Origin of the sequence: Paenibacillus sp. NPDC093718 (assembly GCF_050279985.1) — a bacterium.
GTDB lineage: Bacteria > Bacillota > Bacilli > Paenibacillales > Paenibacillaceae > Paenibacillus_AQ.
Window position 1 is genome coordinate 350,447 of sequence record NZ_JBNNUS010000006.1, and the last position, 21,639, is coordinate 372,085.

General features: G+C 49.5%; 21 protein-coding genes. 14 read left to right on the forward strand and 7 right to left on the reverse strand.

The genetic code is table 11. The annotated features are described in order from the left end of the window. Positions 1-12 precede the first annotated feature (12 nt). Positions 13-1,218: an NO-inducible flavohemoprotein gene (gene hmpA, locus ACQKPA_RS19940; RefSeq protein WP_427494253.1), complete on the reverse strand. Its 1,206-nt coding sequence runs from the start codon at positions 1,216-1,218 to the stop codon at positions 13-15. Positions 1,219-1,705: 487 nt separating this feature from the next. On the opposite strand from hmpA, the gene ACQKPA_RS19945 reads away from it, so the two are divergent. Further along, a complete protein-coding gene (locus ACQKPA_RS19945) occupies positions 1,706-2,398 on the forward strand; it encodes a YitT family protein (protein ID WP_194541834.1) in 693 nt (230 codons plus the stop codon). A gap of 69 nt (positions 2,399-2,467) precedes the next feature. Here ACQKPA_RS19945 and ACQKPA_RS19950 read toward each other — a convergent pair whose 3' ends face one another. From ACQKPA_RS19950 to ACQKPA_RS19960, 3 genes are all read right to left on the reverse strand, one after another. Beyond that, positions 2,468-2,650, reverse strand: a complete 183-nt coding sequence (locus ACQKPA_RS19950; RefSeq protein WP_427494254.1) for a hypothetical protein — start codon at positions 2,648-2,650, stop codon at positions 2,468-2,470. A gap of 132 nt (positions 2,651-2,782) precedes the next feature. Next, positions 2,783-3,748, reverse strand: a complete 966-nt coding sequence (gene msrA, locus ACQKPA_RS19955; protein ID WP_427494255.1) for a peptide-methionine (S)-S-oxide reductase MsrA — start codon at positions 3,746-3,748, stop codon at positions 2,783-2,785. A gap of 90 nt (positions 3,749-3,838) precedes the next feature. Beyond that, positions 3,839-4,450, reverse strand: a complete 612-nt coding sequence (locus tag ACQKPA_RS19960) for a TVP38/TMEM64 family protein (protein WP_427494256.1) — start codon at positions 4,448-4,450, stop codon at positions 3,839-3,841. Between the two features lie 522 nt (positions 4,451-4,972). On the opposite strand from ACQKPA_RS19960, the gene ACQKPA_RS19965 reads away from it, so the two are divergent. Both ACQKPA_RS19965 and ACQKPA_RS19970 read left to right on the forward strand, forming a co-directional pair. After that, a complete protein-coding gene (locus tag ACQKPA_RS19965; RefSeq protein ID WP_427494257.1) occupies positions 4,973-5,674 on the forward strand; it encodes a TerC family protein in 702 nt (233 codons plus the stop codon). Between the two features lie 90 nt (positions 5,675-5,764). After that, positions 5,765-6,079 carry a hypothetical protein gene (locus tag ACQKPA_RS19970; protein ID WP_427494258.1) on the forward strand — a complete coding sequence of 105 codons (315 nt, stop codon included), beginning with the start codon at positions 5,765-5,767 and terminating at the stop codon, positions 6,077-6,079. Between the two features lie 100 nt (positions 6,080-6,179). Here ACQKPA_RS19970 and ACQKPA_RS19975 read toward each other — a convergent pair whose 3' ends face one another. Then, a complete protein-coding gene (locus ACQKPA_RS19975) occupies positions 6,180-6,998 on the reverse strand; it encodes an AraC family transcriptional regulator (protein ID WP_427494259.1) in 819 nt (272 codons plus the stop codon). Between the two features lie 141 nt (positions 6,999-7,139). On the opposite strand from ACQKPA_RS19975, the gene ACQKPA_RS19980 reads away from it, so the two are divergent. The 10 genes from ACQKPA_RS19980 (at position 7,140) to ACQKPA_RS20025 (ending at position 17,321) form a co-directional block, all read left to right on the forward strand. Then, positions 7,140-8,240 carry a Gfo/Idh/MocA family protein gene (locus ACQKPA_RS19980; RefSeq protein ID WP_427494261.1) on the forward strand — a complete coding sequence of 367 codons (1,101 nt, stop codon included), beginning with the start codon at positions 7,140-7,142 and terminating at the stop codon, positions 8,238-8,240. A 173-nt stretch (positions 8,241-8,413) separates the two neighbouring features. After that, a complete protein-coding gene (locus tag ACQKPA_RS19985; protein WP_427494262.1) occupies positions 8,414-9,499 on the forward strand; it encodes a Gfo/Idh/MocA family protein in 1,086 nt (361 codons plus the stop codon). A gap of 44 nt (positions 9,500-9,543) precedes the next feature. Further along, positions 9,544-10,512, forward strand: coding sequence for a sugar phosphate isomerase/epimerase family protein (locus ACQKPA_RS19990; protein ID WP_427494263.1), 969 nt, complete (start codon positions 9,544-9,546; stop codon positions 10,510-10,512). 45 nt (positions 10,513-10,557) lie between these two features. Then, complete coding sequence (locus ACQKPA_RS19995; protein WP_194541842.1) at positions 10,558-11,280, forward strand: ThuA domain-containing protein; 723 nt, start codon at positions 10,558-10,560, stop codon at positions 11,278-11,280. A gap of 173 nt (positions 11,281-11,453) precedes the next feature. After that, positions 11,454-12,122 (forward strand): uracil-DNA glycosylase, encoded by a 669-nt coding sequence (locus tag ACQKPA_RS20000; RefSeq protein ID WP_427494264.1) that lies wholly within the window; start codon positions 11,454-11,456, stop codon positions 12,120-12,122. A 147-nt stretch (positions 12,123-12,269) separates the two neighbouring features. Beyond that, on the forward strand, positions 12,270-12,590 hold the full coding sequence (locus ACQKPA_RS20005) for a winged helix-turn-helix transcriptional regulator (RefSeq protein ID WP_071223811.1): 321 nt from the start codon (positions 12,270-12,272) through the stop codon (positions 12,588-12,590). A 183-nt stretch (positions 12,591-12,773) separates the two neighbouring features. Continuing rightward, positions 12,774-13,448 (forward strand): hypothetical protein, encoded by a 675-nt coding sequence (locus ACQKPA_RS20010; RefSeq protein ID WP_427494265.1) that lies wholly within the window; start codon positions 12,774-12,776, stop codon positions 13,446-13,448. Positions 13,449-13,627: 179 nt separating this feature from the next. Further along, positions 13,628-16,066 carry a nitrite reductase large subunit NirB gene (gene nirB, locus ACQKPA_RS20015; RefSeq protein WP_427494266.1) on the forward strand — a complete coding sequence of 813 codons (2,439 nt, stop codon included), beginning with the start codon at positions 13,628-13,630 and terminating at the stop codon, positions 16,064-16,066. 95 nt (positions 16,067-16,161) lie between these two features. After that, positions 16,162-16,479 (forward strand): nitrite reductase small subunit NirD, encoded by a 318-nt coding sequence (nirD, locus tag ACQKPA_RS20020; RefSeq protein WP_427494267.1) that lies wholly within the window; start codon positions 16,162-16,164, stop codon positions 16,477-16,479. A gap of 47 nt (positions 16,480-16,526) precedes the next feature. Further along, positions 16,527-17,321 carry a formate/nitrite transporter family protein gene (locus tag ACQKPA_RS20025; RefSeq protein ID WP_427494268.1) on the forward strand — a complete coding sequence of 265 codons (795 nt, stop codon included), beginning with the start codon at positions 16,527-16,529 and terminating at the stop codon, positions 17,319-17,321. Positions 17,322-17,614: 293 nt separating this feature from the next. Here the strand turns inward: ACQKPA_RS20025 and ACQKPA_RS20030 are convergent, their stop codons facing one another. After that, entirely contained in the window at positions 17,615-17,773 is a 159-nt protein-coding gene (locus ACQKPA_RS20030; protein ID WP_071223816.1) for an asparagine synthase, read from the reverse strand. An 88-nt stretch (positions 17,774-17,861) separates the two neighbouring features. Then, positions 17,862-18,587 carry a Crp/Fnr family transcriptional regulator gene (locus tag ACQKPA_RS20035; RefSeq protein WP_427494269.1) on the reverse strand — a complete coding sequence of 242 codons (726 nt, stop codon included), beginning with the start codon at positions 18,585-18,587 and terminating at the stop codon, positions 17,862-17,864. 271 nt (positions 18,588-18,858) lie between these two features. On the opposite strand from ACQKPA_RS20035, the gene adhE reads away from it, so the two are divergent. Then, entirely contained in the window at positions 18,859-21,468 is a 2,610-nt protein-coding gene (gene adhE, locus ACQKPA_RS20040) for a bifunctional acetaldehyde-CoA/alcohol dehydrogenase (RefSeq protein WP_427494270.1), read from the forward strand. Positions 21,469-21,639: the final 171 nt, after the last annotated feature.

The window sequence follows — 21,639 nt, forward strand, 5'->3', positions numbered from 1 at the left end:
AGTACGGTTATTTTAATCTTCCAATGTACCAGCCGGGCCAAAAAATTCATAATGAATCCGGTCCGAAGGTACCTCCATCGATTTCAAATGACTGTTGATGGCACGCATGAACGGAACGGGGCCGCAGAAGTAGAAGTCGGCCTTGGTATCAACGGTTTTACGCAGGAAATCAAGATCAATATAGCCTGCTTGGTGACACTGATCCTCCGATTCCGGTTGTTCATAAATGACATAAGAGGTTAGCTGCGGATGCTTGGAGGCAAGCGCATCGATATGAGCTTTCATCGCATGCTGGCTGCCGCACTTGGCCGCATGGATAAAGGTTACGTTCCGGTCAGGCTGTTCCTGCAGCACGGTTTCGAGCATGGCCACCATCGGGGTTAAACCGACGCCGCCGCTGATCAAGACAAGCGGAAGATCGCTGTCCGTATCCAGCGTAAAGGAACCGGCCGGAGCCGTGACCTCTAAAACGGTTCCAACCTCGGCATGACGGTGCAGCCAAGTGGAGACGATGCCGGCAGGCTTTCCTTCCAGCTCATCCTCACGCTTGACCGTAATTTTATAGTAAGGCTGACCCGGTGCGGACGAGAGACTGTAATGACGATTATGATAATAGGTTTCACCTTCAGGTTTCACCCGGAGCGTGATGTATTGACCGGGTTGATAAGCGGATATCTCGCCGCCGTCCTGCGGTACCAGATAAAAGGAAGTGATGACGGAGCTTTCTTCCACCTTCCGGTCAATCACGAAATTGCGGTATCCGCTCCAGCCGCCGGTTTCGTTCGCGGCTTGTTGGTACATATCCGCTTCAATGCCAATGAAGACATCGGCAATAGCCCCGTAAGCTTCGGCCCAGGCCTCGATAATTTCGGGCGTTGCAGCGTCTCCCAGCACTTCCTTCATGGCGGCGAGCAGCGTTTCGCCAACGATCGGATAGTGCTCAGGCAAAATGTTTAATGCCCGGTGCTTGTGTCCGATCTGCTTAACAACCGGGACGATCGCTTCAAGACGGTCGATATGGGCTGCGGCGGCGTATACGGCATTGGCAAGAGCAAAGGGCTGTTTTCCTTCTCGTTGATTCGCATGGTTGAATATGTTAAGAAGCTCCGGATGATGATGAAATAATTTTTGGTAAAATGCAGTCGTGATTGCCGTTCCATGTGTTTCAAGAACAGGAACGGTCGATTTAACGACCTCAATCGTATGCTGGCTTAACATACAGACTCCCCCTGATTCATAAGTCGAATTCGTGTTCGATTTAAGTATAGACAAGGGAAGAAGGGGCGCTTGTGATTTAGGTCACATCGGATTTAGCGAATATGTGAACAGAACGACGATATTTTATGGAGGGAGTTCTTAAAGCGAGTTTTTTTACATATTTCATATATATATTCCAGTTCATTCTAGCCAGCTGTTTAGCTTGTATGCCAACTGTGTTATAATAATGTAAGCAGTCTAATTAAAACGAGAAAGGATCAGGATACCATGTGTCCCCGAAGGACGAATCCCCAAAGGACGATTTGGAAACGTTATGATCTCTCATACACATAGCTTCCTTCGTAGAGCGAAGTCGGACGTCAGAAGACAAGGACGGTCTCTTACGAAAGGATGGGAACTATGGTTCGAAGGATGAACTCCTCCAGGTTGCCTCTAGGTAGAGATTGGCCTATGTCTGACCAATCTACTACGACAAGAGGGATCCTGTATGAGGAAAAGACAAAACACAATTATCACCATGTCGGCGATGTTGTTCGGAACGTTTTTAATGGCTTTTACGTATTATCACATTAATTTTCACAATCATTTAACCGAAGGCGGCTTTGTCGGCCTTGCGCTGCTTGGCAAATATGCGCTTGATATTCCGCCCGCATTAAGTATGGTCCTCATGGACATACCGGTTCTGCTAGTTGCCTTATTCATCAAAGGTCGGAAGTTCATTATCAATACCGTTGTTGCGGCGAGCATGTTCACCTTGTTCTACGCATTGATCGAGCGGTATTCCACGCTTGTGATCGATCTGAATCATAATTTGCTGGCAGCCGCGCTGCTGTCCGGTTTATTGACGGGCTTTGGTGCCGGCATCGTGCTCCGTTTTGGCGGGGCGACAGGCGGTGACGACGTGATCTCCGTGCTGTTCAGCGAGTGGAGCGGGCTTAAGGTAGGGACGGTGTTTTTCCTGATGGATGCCGTAGTACTGCTATTATCGCTATTCTACATGCCATTGGTTGAAACCTTATATACTATATTAGCCGTATCGATTGCCGGACAAGTGATCACCATCACAGTGACGTACGGTACCGAGAAAACGGAAAAGAAACCGATTCGGAAGGCGGTCCGTGCCCCAAGCACTCCGGTTACTCCGAAGACAGCGCAGCATACCGTTAGCGGCCGTTCATAAGACGGTCCAACTAAGAGAAGCTCACCCGCATGCAGGGTGAGCTTCTTTCGTATGCTTATGCCCGAATTTTCACTTCACGTCCTTCGGATGATTCTCATCCCACTCCTGTGCCTTAGCGGTGGCGATTGCGATGGCACGACCTTCATCGTAATCTTCCTCCAGCAGGGCATTGGCAATTTCCACGGCTTTATTCCTCACCCGCGGCTCCAGATTTTTCATGGATGGCGGATAATCATGTTTGCTCCAAGGCATGTGCAATCCCTCCAGTTCTTCTGTAATTCGTATGTAATGTATATTACCCTGTGCAACCAAATTGAATAAGCGGGTTCGACCGTACATAAAAAGTGCATTGCCCTGAAGGGCAATGCACTAGGAAACTTGGATTTATTCAAACAGCTGCAAATACTCGCCGTAGCCTTCCTTTTGCATCTCTTCCTTCGGTACAAACCGCAGTGCCGCAGAATTGATGCAGTAGCGAAGCCCGTTCGGCCCAGGACCGTCGTCAAATACATGGCCGAGGTGCGAGTCGCCTTTTTTGCTTCTTACCTCGGTGCGGACCATCATATGGGTAAGATCCATTTTTTCCTTAATGTTGTATTCGCGAATCGGACGGGTGAAGCTCGGCCATCCGCAGCCGGCATCATATTTGTCCGTTGAGCTGAAGAGCGGCTCGCCGGATACGATGTCCACGTAAATGCCTTCCCCGTGATGGTCCCAGAACTCATTGTGGAACGGAGGCTCGGTTGCGTTATTCTGGGTCACTTCATATTGGATCGGTGTCAGGCGCTGTTTAAGCTCGGCCGGATCTACCGGATCCGACCAGTGCTGCTCAATGAAATCCTCGCGTCCTGAACCTTTGCGATAGCGTTTGTAATGGCTCGGGTTTTTCTTGTGATAATCCTGATGATATTCTTCAGCTTCATAGAAAGTGCTGGCGGGAATGATGGGCGTTACGATCGGTCCATCGAATCGTCCGCTGGCAGCTACGGCTTGCTTGGATTGCTCCGCAAGCTCACGCTGCTCCTCCGTGTGGTAAAAAATAGCAGTTCGGTAAGATGTGCCCCGGTCATGGAATTGTCCGCCTTCATCCGTAGGATCGATTTGCTGCCAGAAGAGCTCGAGCAGCTTTTCGTAAGGGAACACTTCCGGGTTATACGTGATTTGAACAGCCTCGTAATGACCTGTTGTATCAGAGCATACCTCTTCATAGGTCGGATATTCCTTATGGCCGCCCGTATAGCCGGAAACGACCTTCAGGATGCCCGGCAGCTCATCAAAAGGAGAGACCATACACCAGAAGCAGCCTCCTGCAAAGGTAGCCAATTCACTTGGGGTTGAACGATTATTCATCTATTATCCCTCCATCGTTATAACATATAAATGTAAGTCTTACTCTATATTATAATCATTTTGGTCAGGGAAACCAAAACCATGCTCCGTTTAAGCCGGTCTCCCTTTATACCACCGGATAGCGGCCAGACACAGAGCGGTAACCAGCATAAGTCCGCCCGCGATACCCGCAAAGAGGAGCGGATGATCGGAAAACCCGCTGCCCAGCCAGGCATACAGGAGAATCGCGGGGATTTTACCGATGGCTGAAGCGGTTGTGTACGTCCAGAATGGAATGGATGCGACGCCGGCATAAATATTGACGGCCATTTGCGGTATGATGGGCAGTAAGCGCGCGAGCAGGATCGACTGAAAGGGGCGTTTTTCTACCAGGGCTGTAAACCTGTGGATAGCCGCGTATTTGCCAAGCAGTCGCCTGCCGGGCTCCTGGTACAAGGACCGTACTGCCGCATACAGGATGACGGCCGCTATCGTTGTTCCGAACCACGAAATGGCTGCAGCCCAGAGTGTCCCATATGCATAACCGAGAATAGCGATGATAACTTTATAGGGCGCAACGGGAAATAAGGCAAGCAGGGCTGCCAGCAGGATCATCAGATAGAGCGGGGGATTTCCTCCCAGCCAGTCTATGATTTCATGTCTGTATGCAAATGCCAGTATCAGGGCTGTTGAATAAATCGCGGGTATGATCCATCTCTTCATGTACAATCCTCACTTTGCGAAAGTCAAAGTCAACCAGAATAGCACCATGATAGCAAAAAAACAGGAATGCTGCCCATATTTCGGATAGCCAAGCATTCGTTCTCGGTGGGAAAAATTGAATATACAAGCGATTTTTCATATGTTATAATATGTCCAACCGAATAGTTCCCAAAGGGGAGTAGCTTCATAAGAAAACCTTCTATCGTGGCCTTTCAAGGATGAGCAACCGCGATTCAAAGGTAGGTTTTCTTGCGATATAGAATTTCATGGGCTTCGTTGATAACTTATAAATTCTATATCGTAAGTAAAGTCGTCATTACGGGATGAACCATCCCCGGCTTTATTGGCAACGATTATGTTGTTTAGCGAGACCTTTGCCTGATTTATTATGAATGAGGTGGAGGTCTATTTTTGCGCCCAAAAAACGCTGTAGACCTTGTAATCTAAGGGAACAGCGTTTTTTTTGGTGGAGGACATCGGTAGGTGGAAACCTAAAGAAAATGCAGAAAGGATGGGAGAAGCATGGATATAATGTCGATGGATTTTTGGATGGCACTGCTATCGATTGTCCTCATTGACCTTGTGTTGGCAGGCGATAACGCGATTGTTATCGGGCTTGCCGCTCGTAATGTCCAGAAGGAGGACCAGAAGAAGGTCATCCTGTGGGGTACCGTCGGTGCGATTGTGATTCGTATCGTGGCCACACTCCTCGTTGTACAGCTCTTAATGATCCCCGGCTTGCGATTGATCGGTGGCTTTGCCCTGTTGTGGATTGCCTACAAGCTGATGGTGGATGAGAAGCAGCATGAAATTTCCGCTGGCAACCAAATGTGGGCGGCAATCCGTACGATTATTATCGCGGACGCGATGATGGGACTGGATAACGTGCTCGCTGTAGCTGGCGCTGCTGGCGAAAGCTTCATGCTGGTGATTATCGGACTTGCGATTTCGGTTCCAATTATGGTGTGGGGCAGTACCATTATCCTGAAGTGGACGGATCGCTTTCCTATTATCATCACGATCGGTGCTGCCGTGTTAGCCTGGACCGCATCGAAGATGATTGTGGAAGAGCCGATGATTCACAGCTGGTTCGCCAATGGCGTTCTGAAGTATGGTTTTGAAATTCTTGTTATTGCCATTATCATCAGTCTTGGAACTTGGATGAAGAAGAAGAATGACCAAAAAGCGAAGAGCAATCCGGTGCAGGTCAAGATGGTTGACTAGTTTAGACTTTGTCTGAGCGCAAGTAAACGGTATAATGTCTTCATGAACGAAGAGAGCTCCGAAGCCCTTTTCGCATGAGGAGGGGAACACATGGAATTTACGGAAAAATCCGTAGAAGAACGGATTGCGGAGTCGTACCGCCAGGACGAGGATATGATGATTCTCGTGTTTGCCCAGTGGTGTGTGAATCACGGACTTGACCCAGCCGAACTGTACCGTAAGGCATATCCGAATCAGCCGGACAATGAGCGGTTGGCGCGGGTGCTGGAATTAACGGTGCCCAAGGAAGAAGCTGGTGAAATACCGGATCAGACCCTGCTTGGCGTCCTGTCGTTATTCGGAAATGAAGACTTGGCTATCGTTGTAGCCGAGGCAGCGGCCACGCTAGACCGAGATAAGAAGTAATTTTGGAATCATGGAATATCTTACATGTGATTCAAGAAGAAGCGGGTCGATCAAGGAAAAACCTTGGTCGACCCGCTTTTTTACTGCACAAATGGCACGATCAGTTTGACGTTCGGCTGGCCATGCGGAATTGTTTGGGCGAAACGCCGAATCGGGAGCGGAAAACGCGGTGAAAATAAGTATAGTTGGCAAAGCCGGACGTTTCGGCGACATCCTCCAGCGAAAGAGGACTGAACACAATCCGTTCCTTGGCCATGCTCAGGCGAACGTCCATGGTGTACTGCATGATGGTGGTGCCAAACGCTTCTTTGAACAGATGGACTGCTCGAGAGACACTAATGCCGACATGGGCCGCGACATCTTCCAGCTTGAACATCGAGGAGGCATTCTCTTCAATGTAATTTTTCATGCGGTAGGCCAGATACGTCTTGGGTGTGGTCGATGGCTGCTCCGATAACAGGCGGTCCACTTCGAGGCACAGAATCCGCACCGTGTAATCCGAAATCTCCGGATAAGGATCCGATACACGACGCTGTTCCAGCAGAATTTGCCGAAACAGACTCAGGTAACGCTCTTCCAGTGGAACCCGGATTTTGGTTGGGCGTTTCTTGGAATTCCACCACGCGTCAGCCCAGGGACCCTTGAAAAAAATATGGTAATCTCCGCTTTCGATGGTTAACTCACCCAAAGCGTTATATTCGTCATCTATTCGGAGTTCATAGGGTTGTCCTGGCGAGAAGATCAACAGATCCCCTGCTTCAACGAGTGACAGCTCGTCATCGATTTTGGCGCGGCATTTGCCGTCGGTCTGCCATCGCATCAAGTAGGTGTCGAAACCGTCGGCCAGGGACATCTTGAAAGGTTTACGATGAAATGAGAAATCCGCTGCTACGACTTGGTTGGAAAGATTTGAATCCATTGCTAAAGTCCCCTTTGAAGAATAAGAAAATAATGACCAGATTGTTCATGTTTTAATCATATTCTTCATTTTAAACGAAAGCATAAAAGAATACCATGGTACTAGTCCGAGCACATTTTAAAGGCTCAAGGAGTGACAGCGATGAAAAAAATGAAAGCAGGTATAATTGGCTGCGGAACGATCAGCGGCGTATACTTCACGAACTTAAAGAGCAGCCCTTGGGTTGAAGTCGTGGCATGTGCTGATCTTATTCCGGACAACGCGAAGAAGAAGGCCGAAGAGTTCAACATCCCGAACGTGTACACCGTTGAAGAGATGCTTGCACAGACTGACATTGAGTTTATTATTAATCTGACCATTCCGGCCAGCCACGCCAATGTGGATATTGCCTCCCTGGAGGCAGGGAAGCATGTTTACAGTGAAAAGCCGCTGGCTATTACACTTGATGAAGCCCGCCGTGTGCTAAATATGGCAGATCAAAAAGGACTTCGCGTCGGCTGCGCACCCGATACGTTTTTGGGCTCCGGCGTACAGACGGCCAAAGCCGCGATTGAATCTGGGCTTATTGGCAGACCTGTTGCCGCAACGGCGTTTATGATGGGTTCAGGACCGGAAGCTTGGCATCCTAATCCTGAATTTTTTTACGCGTCGGGCGGAGGTCCAATGATGGATATGGGTCCCTATTATGTATCGGCCCTCGTAGAGCTGCTTGGTCCTGCAAGCCGGATCAGCGCATCCACCGGCATCCAGATTCCAGACCGCGCCATCGGTTCCGGCCCGCTCCAAGGAAAACCGATCACGGTGCAGACCCCAACGCATTTGGCAGGGACGCTGGATTTTGAGAACGGTGCCATTGCAACCATGATTACAAGTTTCGATATCTTTGGCGGATCGAACCTGCCCTGGATCGAAATCTATGGCACGCAGGGAAGCCTAAGTCTCGGGGATCCGAACTACTTTAACGGCGAAGTGAAGCTCCGGAAGCACGGCTCCGAGGAATGGGAGCTGCTTGCCCCCGCATTTGAATGCGGGAAGAACGAGCGGGGGCTGGGTATCAACGATATGATCCAATCGATTCATGAGCAGAAGGACCATCGCGCGAGTGCCCGTCTGGCATACCACGTGCTGGAGATTATGCAGTCGTTCCAGCAGTCTTCGCTGGAGGGCAGACATATCGTTCTGCAAAGCACATACCGCTACGGCAAACTTCCGGCGCCGCAGCAGGCAAACACAGCGGAATAGCGAACTGGCACCCCGGTTCATATTCTTGTACACTGGTTATGAACGACAGGCAAACCAGCTTCTATCGGATCTGACAGGATTGTGAGTTCTTGGAAATGGTCCGCATGAAAGCGTTGCACTAATATTTGAAAGAGCATCCAAAATGATCAAATGCCTATGGGGAGGAAATGGACATGTCGAAAACGTTGAAGATCGGAATTATCGGTTGCGGGGGAATCGCCAACGGCAAGCATATGCCGAGCTTGAAGAAGCAGGCGCAGGCGGAACTGGTAGCTTTTTGCGACATCGTAGAAGAGCGTGCGCAGAAGGCGGCTGCTGAGTACGGGGTTGAAGGCGCAAAAGTTTACACGGATTTCAGAGAATTGCTGCAAGACGGCAGCATCGATGTTATCCATGTATGTACGCCGAACGATTCGCACTCCGAGATTACGGTAGCATCCCTTGAAGCCGGCAAGCACGTGATGTGCGAAAAGCCTATGGCGAAGACCGTTTCCGAAGCCCAAGCCATGCTGGATGCCGCTAAGCGTACAGGGAAAAAACTTACCATTGGTTACAACAACCGTTTCCGTGATGATAGCATGTATCTGAAAGGCGTCTGTGAGGAAGGCGAGCTGGGCGAGATCTACTACGGTAAAGCGCTGGCTGTTCGCCGCCGCGCCGTTCCGACCTGGGGCGTATTCCTTGACGAAGAGAAGCAAGGCGGAGGTCCGTTGATCGATATCGGTACCCATGCACTGGATTTGACCTTGTGGCTGATGGACAACTACAAGCCGAAGAGCGTGCTGGGATCCACGTTCCATAAACTTGGTCAACGGGAGAATGCGGCGAATGCGTTCGGTCCTTGGGATCCGAAGGAGTTCAAGGTAGAGGATTCGGCATTCGGGTTCATTACGATGGAGAACGGTGCAACGATTATTCTGGAATCCAGCTGGGCCCTTAACGTCGTTGAGACTGGTGAAGCCAAAGCCGTGCTGGCGGGTACCGAGGGCGGAGCCGACATGAAGGACGGTCTGCGTATTAACGGCGAGAAAATGAGCAGATTGTATGAAACCAAAGTGGATTTGAATGCTGGCGGCGTAGCGTTCTATTCCGGTTCCAAGGAAAATGATGCGGACCGTGAAGCCAGAATGTGGCTGGAGGCCATTATTGAGGATAAGGACCCTGTGGTTAAGCCGGAGCAAGCGTTTGTTGTAACGCAAATTCTGGAAGCGATCTATGAATCGGCGAAGACAGGAAAAGCAGTTTATTTCGATAACTAAAACTTACAATCACTACTAATATTAAGGTAACCAGGAGGTATACAATGAAATTAGGCGTATTTATGGTATTGCTGAGCGGACGTAAATTGGAGGATGCTTTGGACTACGTGGCATCCAAGGGTCTTAAAGCGGTTGAGATCGGAACAGGCGGTTATCCGGGAAATGCGCATTGCAACCCGGTCGAACTGCTGGAGAATGAAACCGCGCTGAAAAACTTCAAAAATGCGGTGGAATCCCGTGGGTTGATGATTAGCGCACTGAGCTGCCACGGCAACCCGCTTCATCCGCAAAAAGCGATCGCAAAAGAGTTCCACGACACATACGTAAAAACGGTAGAACTTGCCGAGAAGCTTGAAGTGCCGGTTGTTAACACATTCTCCGGCTGCCCAGGCGACCATGAGGATGCCAAATACCCGAACTGGCCGGTTGCGCCTTGGCCTAACGACTACCAAGAGATTCTGACTTGGCAGTGGGACAACAAGGTCATTCCTTACTGGACCGAATGGGGTAAATTTGCTGCAGACCGCAATGTGAAGATTGGTTTGGAATTGCACGGCGGCTTCTCCGTTCATACGCCTGGCACGCTGCTCCGTTTACGTGAAGCCGCAGGCGAAGTGATCGGTGCCAACCTGGATCCGAGCCATATGTGGTGGCAAGGGATCGATCCTGTTCAAGCGATTCAAATTTTGGGCCGCGAAGGGGCAATTCACCACTTCCACGCGAAGGACACAAGCATTGACCCGATCAACGTGAACAAGCACGGTCTAACGGATATGCAGTCTTATGCCAACATGCTGGATCGCGCTTGGCAGTTCCGCAGCGTAGGCTATGGGCATGACGTGAAGGAATGGGCGGATATGATGAGTGCCCTGCGTCTGGTTGGATATGATTATGTCGTAAGCATTGAACATGAAGATGGATTGATGTCGATTGAAGAAGGCTTCTCCAAAGCGGTGCAAAACCTTCAGCAAGTGCTGATCGAAGAGCCGCTCGGAGAAATGTGGTGGGTCTAACAGCTTAGAGTAACAACCGAATAAGCAATTAGGGGGAACAGCAAGATGCTTAACGTAACCATTTGGAATGAATTCGTACACGAGAAAATCCATGACGAGGTTCGGAACGTTTATCCAGCCGGGATTCACACAGCTTTGGCGGAGGGTCTGCAAAATCCGGATTTCGTCATCAGAACGGCAACGCTCGATCAGCCGGAGCATGGATTGACGGACGATGTACTGGATTCAACCGATGTGCTGTTGTGGTGGGGGCATATGGCTCATGACCAGGTAAGTGATGAAATCGTAAGCAAGGTCGTAAAACGCGTGCAGGATGGTATGGGTCTGATCGTTCTTCATTCCGGACATTTTTCCAAGCCGTTCAAAGCTTTGATGGGCACGAGCTGCGATTTGAAGTGGCGCGAAGCAGGAGAACAGGAAATTATCTGGAGTGTAAATCCGACACATCCGATTGCGGCAGGAATTACAGGCCCGATCATCATCGAGCACGAGGAAATGTACGGCGAGTTCTTCGATATTCCAGCCCCAGACGAGCTGGTATTTGTCAGCAATTTCGAAGGCGGCGAAGTATTCCGCAGCGGTTGCACGTTCAAGCGTGGCCATGGAAACATTTTTTATTTCCGTCCGGGGCATGAGACCTATCCAACCTACTACAACCCCGAAGTGCTGAAAGTGATCACCAATGCGATTAACTGGGCTTATTCTACAGCAGGCAAGCAAACCTTCGGCAACAGTCAGCCGGTTCGCGCGCTTCCCGTTTTAGTCTAAGTTTACGAGCGTTTATTAAGAAGTCATGCGTTAACGAGTCGTTCAGGGGGAGCCCTTGAGCGGCTCGTTTTATCGTTGGCGGTGTATGTTCACCGAAATGTTTTTGCCGGCTAGGGATAGAATATACCTAAGTATGGGGTATTGTATGATATACAAGAAGGGGGGCTGTACACATGAATGAAGTACAAAGCGCACCTGTAGATCCCGCAATCATCGCCATATGCCAGGCCAAGCTTGTCCATCAACCCGTTGAGGGCTTCCTGCTGGGGAGAGGAGTCCGCTTCGCCAAGATTATGTTTATTGGGGAAGCACCCGGCGCCCATGAAGTTCTGGAAGGTTTACCTTTTGTAGGGCAGGCCGGGCAAGAGATGAATGCCTACCTGGAACGCCTGACCCTGACCCGGGAGCAAGTGTATATTACCAGTGCCATGAGAAGCAGGCCCTATAAGGAAAAGCTAATCGTGAGATCCACGGGCGAGAGCGTCATCAGCCGTTCTAATCGCACACCGACGAAGGCGGAGATATTGGCCCATGCACCTTTGCTTGATGAAGAAATCCGATGGGTTCGCCCGCACATTATCGCACCCATGGGAAATACGGCACTGCACCGGTTAATCGGAAGTCATGAAACGGTGACATCGCTGCATGGCAAACTGATGGAGGGCCCGGTCCAGCAAGCAGCAGACCCGGAGAATCCAAGTGCAGGCTATATGTTTTCGGTGGAAACCTATAAGATATTCCCTCTGTTCCATCCAGCGGCCGTACTGTATAATAGGAAATTGTCCACATTGATCGAGAATGATTTGGATATTTTGGCTCGTGTTTTATGGGATAAAAGCTGATTTTATGGGAAAAAGGGGCTAGGTGGTTTTCAGTTTCTCGGAAATGTGCTAAAATGAAACATACTTACAATTCGTAAGTTTTCTAGTTTTTTGATTAAGCTTATGAGTTTCTATAAACAAGGTGACTTCGTAAAGAGGTGAAGGGATATGGAAGTTACAAATGTTACGATGTGTCCCCGTTTTGAATCTGCATTTTCTTTTCTGGGCAAACGGTGGAACGGTTTGATTATTCAAACGTTGATGAGCGGGCCTAAGCGCTTTAAGGATATTTCGAATTTGATTCCGTCCATGAGCGATAAAATGCTCTCCGAGCGGATGAAGGATTTGGAATGTGAAGGGATACTGATTCGTCATGTCTATCCGGAAACACCGGTACGTATTGAATATGAACTGACTGAAAAAGGCAAAGCACTTCGTCCGGTGATGGAGCAAATTGCATCCTGGGCAGAACAATGGGTCGAAAGATGAGTCATCTTAAGACTCCCCTTGATGATTAAACCCTGGCATGAGACATCCTCATTTCAGGGTTTTTTTTCTAAACGGAAGTATGGTTCCTGTTTATTTACGGCAAGAATAGGTGGACATGCACCAAGCGGACGCAGCTGCTATATGATGTAAATAACGAGAGCGGCATATCAAGGAGGCGAGCCCATGACCAAGCGGACGTATATCTCCCGTTTCCATTATGGACAAGAGGACATCTCAGAACTTGAAAACGCTTCATTAAAAGTGCTTCATATTTTTGAGAAAACCAAGCGGATGCTGAGCCAGTATGTGCCGGACTCCCTGTGGTTAGCTGCTTCTGGAACAAGCCCGGAACCTGCAGAAAACGTTAACCAAAACGGTACCAGTGCTTCAGTCATGTTTCAGAAATGGGTCAAAGCCCCCGGCGGATGGAAGTTCATTGGTTATGAAACCGATCGATTTCATGCTACCGGGCAGAATATGGGACGAACAGGGAGATTTCTGCAGATGATCATCTGGTCACTCTATGAGAAAATCGTGATGATGCATCCCTTCCTTGGCAGCGAGCCGTTTTTTGACGGGGAAGAGCTGGATGTAATCGCGAATTACTTTGTGCCGACGTATATCAGCGCCGTACCGTTGGTGGAGCAGGGAAAAGCCTTTAAGACCATACATGCCGGCATCGTTCTGTATCAGGAGCATATTCAGGCGCCTGCCGTCACCATGCAATCGGATGGTGGCTTATTAGAGGGGAACTGGATGACCGGGGTGAATCTGGACGCGAAGGGGTTTGCGGGTATTCGCCCTTATTTAAAAGTGCCAAGCGGCGAACGAGCCTATATGGAAGCCGATATTATATAGAGAGTTTTCTCATCATAACCTTGTTCCGACGCGGACAGGGTTATTTGGCATTTTTGTTTAAAATTTTAACGATTTATGTGAAATATATCACAAAAAATAATGCCGTCAGACGATATAATTTATGTGAAAGGAACGGAATACCACGATCTAGATAAACGTGTTGGGGAGGAATCAAACTTATGTCCAATATAAAGAGAGAAAAGTTAGTTGTCATTGGCAACGGTATTGCCGGGATTAGCACGGTCGAGCAAATCATTAAATTGGGTGGGAATTTTGACATCACCGTCATTGGACAGGAGCCTCATCCGAATTATAACCGCATTATGCTGTCGTATGTGTTGGAAGGCAGCAAAACCTTGGATGACATTGTATTGAATGATTGGAAATGGTACGAGGATAACCATATCACTTTGCACACGGGTGTCACCGTAACAGCCATTGATGGAGAGCGCAAGGTCGTGACAGCTGACAACGGATTGACGGTGCCTTATGACAAAGTAATGATAGCAACGGGCTCGAAGCCTTTTATCTTACCCGTACCGGGTAGTGACAAAGAAGGCGTTATCGGTTTCCGAAACATTGCCGATTGCAACCAGATGCTTCAAGCCGCTAAGGCGTACAAGAAAGCGGCAGTCATCGGCGGGGGGCTTCTGGGTCTGGAAGCTGCCAAGGGATTGGTCAGCCTCGGCATGGAGGTGACGGTGGTTCATCTCATGCAGGATTTGATGGAGAGCCAGTTGGATTCAATGGCATCCGGCATGCTGAAAAGGGAGCTTGAACAGCAGGGTATCAACTTCTTACTAGGCAAACAAACAACTGAAATATTGGGAGATACCAGAGTCACGGGACTCCGGTTCAAGGATGGGGATGAGCTTGAAGCCGACCTTGTGGTCATGGCAGTGGGCATCAGAGCGAACACCGCGATCGCCCAAGCGAGCGGAATCGAAGTGAACCGGGGAATCGTAGTTAATGATTATCTTCAAACTTCCTGGCCGGATGTGTATGCGGTTGGCGAATGCTGCGAGCATCGGGGCGTTTGCTACGGCCTGGTTGCGCCGTTGTTCGAACAGGGACAGGTACTGGCGAAGCATCTGTGCGGCGTGGAAGGCCAGCCTTACGAGGGAAGCATTGTATCAACGAAGCTGAAAATCAGCGGTGTTGATGTATTCTCTGCCGGCGAGTTCATGGAGCAAGCCGAACACGTGGTGATCACCGCGAAAGATGATTGGCGCAAGACTTATAAGAAAATATTAATTCGCGATAACATTATTGTCGGGGCGATATTGTTTGGAGATGTGAGCGATTCGGCAAGCCTTCAATCCATGATTCGGAAAAAGACAGCCATGACGGATGAGATTTACGATTCGATCATGGGCACGGATAGTGCAGGGACAGGAGGCGCCAAGGCATTTTCACTGGAAAAGATGCCCGACGATGAGATCGTATGCGGATGCAATGGCGTAACCAAAAAAGCCATCGTGGATGCCATTACTCTCCAAGGTCATACGACAGTGGATGAGATCAAAGCTTGCACAGGTGCTACCCGCTCGTGCGGCGGCTGTAAACCTGTCGTGGAGCAAATACTTCAGAGCGTATTGGGCGATGGCTTTAAGGCGGCAGGCAAACAAGGCATATGCCCATGCACGACACTCGATCGGGATGAAATCGTCGCGGAAATCCGTGAGAAGGGCCTTACCACGACGAAGGAAGTCATGCATGTTCTGAACTTCAGCAACCCGGAAGGCTGCTCGAAATGCCGCCCGGCCATTCATTATTATCTGGCCATGCTGAACCCGGTAACCCATCAGGAGGAGAGGGAATCCCGTTTTGTCAACGAACGGATGAACGCCAACATTCAGAAAGACGGCACTTATACGGTAGTCCCAAGAATGTACGGCGGCGTTACCACTCCGGAGGATTTGAAGAAAATCGCGGATGTATCGCTTAAATATAATGTGAAGGTTGTCAAGGTTACCGGCGGACAGCGTCTGGACCTCATCGGTGTTAAGAAGGAAGACTTACCGAGTGTCTGGGAAGAGCTCGATATGCCGTCGGGTTATGCATATGCCAAATCGCTGCGGACCGTGAAGACCTGTGTAGGATCCCAGTTCTGCCGTTTCGGTACGCAGGATTCGATGGGTATGGGGGCATTCCTCGAGGAGAAATTCGAAAGACTGGATTTTCCGGCGAAATTTAAAATGGCGGTCAACGGATGTCCGCGAAACTGTGCCGAGTCGTGCACGAAAGACATCGGGATTGTCGGCAATGACGGTGGATGGGAAATATTCGTTGGAGGCAACGGCGGCACGAAGGCACGTCTGGCTGATTCGTTCTGCAAAGTGAAAACGGATGAAGAGCTGATCGAAATCTGCGGAGCCCTGATGCAGTATTACCGTGAAACCGGTAAGTACCTGGAGAGAACATCGGAGTGGGTAGAGCGCTTGGGACTGGAACAAATCCGAGCGGTTATCCTGGACGATCCCAAGCAGCGTAAGGAACTGGTGGAGAGAATCGAGCTTGCCCTGCAGCAAGTTGAGGATCCTTGGAAGAAAGTGCTGAACGATGAGAAGCTGCGCAATACGTTATTCGAAGATGCAAGACCAGTGATCAGCAAATAGATGAGGGAGGAACCTACTTCCCTTTTGCCGCCTGAACATAGAGAGTTTGTCGCAGTATGGATGGGAATAGACAAGAGAAGTGGAGGCTGCATGTTATGGAAACCGAAAGATTTATTACGGTAGGGAATGAAAATGATTTTCTGTCACAGCTCGGAAGGGTGGTCCATCTCGGAGACCGGGAGATTGCCATCTTCCGGACTTCGGATCATCAATGGTTTGCGCTGGACAATCAAAGCCCGCATCCAAAAGGAGGGCCACTCTCGGAAGCCATCGTATCCGGGCACTACATCTACGATCCGTTATACGATTGGAAGATCGAGCTTTCAACCGGGCTCGTACAGGCTCCGGATCAAGGCCAGGTTCGTGTATATCGGATTCGCGCCGTGGACGGGAAGGTTGAGGTGGGTGTTTAAGGCCAGCTATCGCATATTAAACAGACGAAATCAAGGGGTGGTATCCCATGTTTAAAACGGATGTGGAAGCCGTAGTTAATGCCGCCGTCGGGAAAAAGGAGCAGATGAATCATAATCTGCTGCGCTATATGGTATCGGCTATGCTGGCCGGCGCGTATGTCGGCATTGGAATTGTATTGATCTTTAAACTGGGGGCGCCGCTCGCAGCTGCCGGTTCACCCTTCCAATCCCTCGTCATGGGAGCTGCATTCGGGATCGCGCTCACGTTGGTGGTGTTCGCAGGATCAGAGCTGTTTACCGGGAATCATATGTTTTTTACGATAAGCACATTATCCGGTCGAACGACAATGGGGGATACGCTGAAAAACTGGGTGCTCGTGTTTATCGGCAATCTGGCAGGGGCGATTCTGCTCAGCTATCTGGTGTATGCTTCCGGTCTGTTCAAAGACCTGCCGCCGGACCATCTCATCTTCACGGCTGCCGCCAAGAAAATGAATGATCCGTTTATGGAGCTGTTCTTCCGGGGTATCTTGTGTAACTGGCTTGTCTGTCTGGCCTTGTGGATGGGGATTCGGTCCAAAGGAGAAACGACAAAGCTGATCTTAATATGGTGGTGTCTGTTTGCTTTCATTGCGACAGGGTACGAGCATAGCGTAGCCAATATGACACTTCTGACGCTCGCAACGATATTACCGGGGCATCCCGAGACCATTTCCATAGGCGGATGGATCAGCAACATGGTGCCAGTCACGCTAGGGAACATTCTTGGCGGCGGATTGTTTGTGGGGATGGCTTATTGGTTTATCTCGTCGGGAAAAGGGAGCAAGCAAAAGGCTTTATAGGAGGATTCAAGAAAAGGAGCCCATAAAGGTTACTCACTTGATGACAGGCGAAAAGAAGCGGTCGACCAAACGGTTGACCGCTTCTTTCATTTGTCTAATTAAAGTGAGGGATCTGCACGGAACGTCTCCTAACAGAAAAAGAGGGCATCCTGTCAGATCTAATGTTCTTTTGGGATATCCGCTTTTTAGATATGCCATCGCTGGAGCAAACAGGAGGGCATTAGCATAAATAAGCTGTCCTCCTCAGTCATTGAACTGAACAGGACAGCTATGTGAATCTTGTCTTCCAATCCTTACCGATGTTCCACGAGGTCAATCGCACCGAGCACGATATGAGCCAGTCCGAAGCCGAGAATACCGGTTGCGGCAAGTTTATACTTGCTGCCAAGCAGAGCGGCACCCGAAGCAGAAACCACAGTTCCAAGAACAGCAGGAATCAAACCTTCACGCATGCTGAGCACTCCCTTTATTTTGGTTTGGAAAGACAAGGTTTATTGTAAGCAGATGACTATATATTATGCACAGAAGGGAGCAGGCCGATTAAATGCGGCAGATTTCGTTCGGACACAGCTCGCAATGGCAGATTTCCTGGAGCATCGGAAGATCTTTAATGACAATCATTCCGCCAGCATATTCGATAGCATCTTTTTTGCGCAGGTCGCTCAGCATCCGGTTCACGCTTTCGCGGGTCGCCCCAATCATGTTCGATAGATCGGTGTGGGTAATCTTCTTGTTGATGAGAATAGTATCATCCGCTTGATGTTGCCCGTAGGTATTGCTCAGCCGGATGAGTGTCGATGTTAAAGCGCCGGGCTTGCCGTACATCATGAGATCCCGGAATTTGGTCTGGGTGATGCGGTGGTGAATGCCCATCCACTTCATAAAATCAATGGCGAAGTCGCAGTGCTGACAGATCAGCAGTTCCAGATCCTTGTGCTCGATGACACCGACAACGCTATCCTCAAGAACCTCTGCCGAGAAACTGTGGTTATTGCTGAAGAATGGATCGGCTTGCCCGACCATGTCTCCTGGATGGTACATATATAGAATCAGCTCTTTGCCTTCATCAGTCGATTTAGTTAGTTTGATTCTTCCTTGTTTAACGTAGTACAGCTTGTCGGCGAAATCGCCTTCCCAGAACAAATGGGATCCTTCAGGGAGTACCCTTTCCTTCATGCTGACCAGCAGACGGTTGCGGTTTTGCTCCGAGAAGCACAGCGTGTTCCCTAAGTTTTCGATTTCCATTACATGGTCTACAGTATTCATGTTGGTATCCCCTAACATCCTAAAATTTGATCTGTTTAATCTTTAAATACATTATAACGTGAAAACATTCACTTTTGGGGGAGAATAAGAGGGAAATCGTGGCGAATTTTCAAACTTTGTGATCTCTTTCACTTGAAAGGAGGGGGAGAAAGGTGTAAATCACACAGAAAAGATAAATATTTATATTGTGAAATATTTCGCATGAAATTAGAGACAGCTGTGTTACGATCAAAGCGTAGAAAGAAACATGAATCATGGGAGGACGAGAGATATGGCTGTGAGCAAAGGAACGGTGGAAGTTAAAGGACAAACAGCATCGGAGTACATTCAGGGGCTGATTGACAAGGCAAATCGGGCCAAAGAAAAGTTTATGGAAATGAATCAGGAGCAAGTCGACGGGATTGTACAGGCCATGGCCATGGCAGGCCTTGAGAAGCACATGCAGCTGGCGAAAATGGCGGTCGAGGAAACGGGACGCGGCGTGTACGAAGACAAAATCATCAAAAACCTGTTTGCCACGGAGTATATCCACAACAGCATTAAATACGACAAAACCGTGGGTATCATCGAAGACAACGCCTATGACAGCTTTCAAAAAATAGCAGAACCGATCGGGATTATCATGGGGATCACACCGGTAACCAATCCGACCTCCACCACGATATTCAAGGCACTGATCTCCATTAAAACAAGAAACCCGATCATCTTCGGATTCCATCCATCCGCGCAGGCCTGCAGCCGGGAAGCCGCACTGATACTGCGGGATGCTGCCGTGAAGCAAGGTGCTCCTGCCGATTGCATCCAGTGGATCGAAGCTCCTTCCATGGATAAAACCAATGCACTGATGAATCATCCTGACGTTGCCTGCATTCTGGCTACAGGCGGTTCGGCGATGGTCAAAGCGGCATACAGCTGCGGCAAACCTGCCCTGGGCGTAGGACCAGGAAACGTGCCTTGCTTTATAGAGAAGAGCGCGGATTTGGATCAGGCGGTGAACGACTTGATTTTGTCCAAAACCTTTGATAACGGCATGATCTGCGCATCCGAGCAGGCTGTCATTATCGAGGAGCCTATCTATGATACCGTGAAGAAAAAAATGATTGCCAGCGGCTGTTATTTTGTCAACAAGGAAGAGCTGGCGAAACTGACAGCGCATGCGATGGTATCGGAAAAATGTGCGGTTAATCCGTCCATCGTTGGACAGCCGGCAGCTAAGATAGCCGAGGCTTGCGGATTCGAGGTACCGGAAAGCACCAAGATCCTGGTCGCCGAGCTGGAGGGAGTCGGACCTGCCTATCCGTTGTCTGCCGAGAAGCTGAGCCCGGTGCTGGCCTGCTATAAAGTGAAAGATGCGGAAGAAGGCATCACGCGCGCTGAAGAGATGGTTGCTTTTGGTGGCATGGGCCACTCGTCGGTAATCCATTCGCACAATGAGGACATCATCATGAAATTCTCGGATCGGATGAAAACCTGCCGTATCTTGGTGAATCAGCCATCTTCGCAAGGCGGTATCGGCGATATCTACAACACGAATCTGCCATCGCTGACGCTGGGTTGCGGTTCGTATGGACGTAATTCCACTTCGTCGAACGTAACGGCTGTCAATTTAATCAACGTGAAAAGGGTGAATCGAAGAACCGTGAATATGCAGTGGTTTAAAGTGCCGGACAAAATTTACTTTGAAAAAGGTTCGACGCAGTATCTTGCGAAAATGCCGGAAATCACCCGTGTCGCTATCGTTACCGACCCCATGATGGTGAAGCTGGGTTATGTGGAGCGGGTGGAGCACTACCTGCGTCAGCGCAGAGTGCCGGTAGCCATCGAAGTTTTCTCGGAGGTTGAGCCGGATCCTTCGACAACGACCGTAGAACGCGGAACGGAGATGCTTGCAAGATTCCAGCCGGACTGTATCATCGCCTTGGGCGGCGGATCGCCAATGGATGCAGCGAAAGCCATGTGGCTGTTCTATGAATATCCGGATACGGATTTTAACAATCTGAAGCAAAAATTCATGGATATCCGCAAGCGGGTCTATAAATATCCGAAGCTTGGACGGAAAGCGAAGTTCGTTGCCATTCCAACGACGTCGGGAACGGGCTCGGAAGTAACTTCGTTTGCCGTCATCACGGACAAAGGGCTGGGGAATACCAAGTATCCGCTGGCTGACTATGAGCTGACACCGGATGTGGCGATTATCGATCCGGAATTTGTATACACGCTGCCTAAAACGGCGGTAGCCGATACCGGCATGGACGTTCTGACACATGCAATTGAAGCCTACGTATCGGTGATGGCCAGCGATTATACGGATGGGCTTGCCATCAAGGCCATACAGCTGGTGTTCCAGTATCTTGAGCGGTCGGCGCTTACCGGCGACAAACTCGCCCGCGAAAAAATGCATAATGCATCGACGCTTGCCGGCATGGCTTTTGCGAATGCGTTTCTTGGCATCAACCACAGTCTTGCGCATAAGTGGGGCGGTCAGTATCATACGGCACACGGACGCACCAATGCGATCCTGATGCCTCACGTCATCCGTTACAACGCGAAGAAGCCAACGAAATTCGCTGCATGGCCTAAATACACTCACTTTGTGGCTGATGAGAGATATGCTGAAATCGCACGGATTCTCGGACTGCCTGCAAGGACGACGGAAGAGGGCGTAAACAGTCTGATTGGCGCAATCCGGGAGTTGAACAGCAAGCTCGGGATCGAGGAGTCGTTCCAGCAGCTTGGCATCGACCCTAAAGATTTCGAGAAAAATGTTGAGCATTTGGCGGACCGGGCTTTTGAAGACCAGTGTACAACGAGCAATCCGAAGCTGCCGCTGGTGACAGAGCTCGCAGAAGTTTACCGCAACGCATTTTACGGCCGGTTCTAGACAAGATAGACTCTAAACGCCGATCGTGAAGATCCATATAGATTTTCAGACAAGGTATGCAAGACCAGATTCAGAGTGATAAAAATCACGGGAAAAGATAAGTTTGTGATTATTATCACAGATGCAAGAGATCATCAGGACTACAATAAAGATGTAGGACGAAGCTGAATC

What these genes read in the sequence shown, in the direction of transcription:
- hmpA (WP_427494253.1), bottom strand. Translation starts at nt 1,218, where the DNA reads ATGTTAAGCCAGCATACGATTGAGGTCGTTAAATCGACCGTTCCTGTT.
- ACQKPA_RS19945 (WP_194541834.1), top strand. Translation starts at nt 1,706, where the DNA reads ATGAGGAAAAGACAAAACACAATTATCACCATGTCGGCGATGTTGTTC.
- ACQKPA_RS19950 (WP_427494254.1), bottom strand. Translation starts at nt 2,650, where the DNA reads ATGCCTTGGAGCAAACATGATTATCCGCCATCCATGAAAAATCTGGAG.
- msrA (WP_427494255.1), bottom strand. Translation starts at nt 3,748, where the DNA reads ATGAATAATCGTTCAACCCCAAGTGAATTGGCTACCTTTGCAGGAGGC.
- ACQKPA_RS19960 (WP_427494256.1), bottom strand. Translation starts at nt 4,450, where the DNA reads ATGAAGAGATGGATCATACCCGCGATTTATTCAACAGCCCTGATACTG.
- ACQKPA_RS19965 (WP_427494257.1), top strand. Translation starts at nt 4,973, where the DNA reads ATGGATATAATGTCGATGGATTTTTGGATGGCACTGCTATCGATTGTC.
- ACQKPA_RS19970 (WP_427494258.1), top strand. Translation starts at nt 5,765, where the DNA reads ATGGAATTTACGGAAAAATCCGTAGAAGAACGGATTGCGGAGTCGTAC.
- ACQKPA_RS19975 (WP_427494259.1), bottom strand. Translation starts at nt 6,998, where the DNA reads ATGGATTCAAATCTTTCCAACCAAGTCGTAGCAGCGGATTTCTCATTT.
- ACQKPA_RS19980 (WP_427494261.1), top strand. Translation starts at nt 7,140, where the DNA reads ATGAAAAAAATGAAAGCAGGTATAATTGGCTGCGGAACGATCAGCGGC.
- ACQKPA_RS19985 (WP_427494262.1), top strand. Translation starts at nt 8,414, where the DNA reads ATGTCGAAAACGTTGAAGATCGGAATTATCGGTTGCGGGGGAATCGCC.
- ACQKPA_RS19990 (WP_427494263.1), top strand. Translation starts at nt 9,544, where the DNA reads ATGAAATTAGGCGTATTTATGGTATTGCTGAGCGGACGTAAATTGGAG.
- ACQKPA_RS19995 (WP_194541842.1), top strand. Translation starts at nt 10,558, where the DNA reads ATGCTTAACGTAACCATTTGGAATGAATTCGTACACGAGAAAATCCAT.
- ACQKPA_RS20000 (WP_427494264.1), top strand. Translation starts at nt 11,454, where the DNA reads ATGAATGAAGTACAAAGCGCACCTGTAGATCCCGCAATCATCGCCATA.
- ACQKPA_RS20005 (WP_071223811.1), top strand. Translation starts at nt 12,270, where the DNA reads ATGGAAGTTACAAATGTTACGATGTGTCCCCGTTTTGAATCTGCATTT.
- ACQKPA_RS20010 (WP_427494265.1), top strand. Translation starts at nt 12,774, where the DNA reads ATGACCAAGCGGACGTATATCTCCCGTTTCCATTATGGACAAGAGGAC.
- nirB (WP_427494266.1), top strand. Translation starts at nt 13,628, where the DNA reads ATGTCCAATATAAAGAGAGAAAAGTTAGTTGTCATTGGCAACGGTATT.
- nirD (WP_427494267.1), top strand. Translation starts at nt 16,162, where the DNA reads ATGGAAACCGAAAGATTTATTACGGTAGGGAATGAAAATGATTTTCTG.
- ACQKPA_RS20025 (WP_427494268.1), top strand. Translation starts at nt 16,527, where the DNA reads ATGTTTAAAACGGATGTGGAAGCCGTAGTTAATGCCGCCGTCGGGAAA.
- ACQKPA_RS20030 (WP_071223816.1), bottom strand. Translation starts at nt 17,773, where the DNA reads ATGCGTGAAGGTTTGATTCCTGCTGTTCTTGGAACTGTGGTTTCTGCT.
- ACQKPA_RS20035 (WP_427494269.1), bottom strand. Translation starts at nt 18,587, where the DNA reads ATGAATACTGTAGACCATGTAATGGAAATCGAAAACTTAGGGAACACG.
- adhE (WP_427494270.1), top strand. Translation starts at nt 18,859, where the DNA reads ATGGCTGTGAGCAAAGGAACGGTGGAAGTTAAAGGACAAACAGCATCG.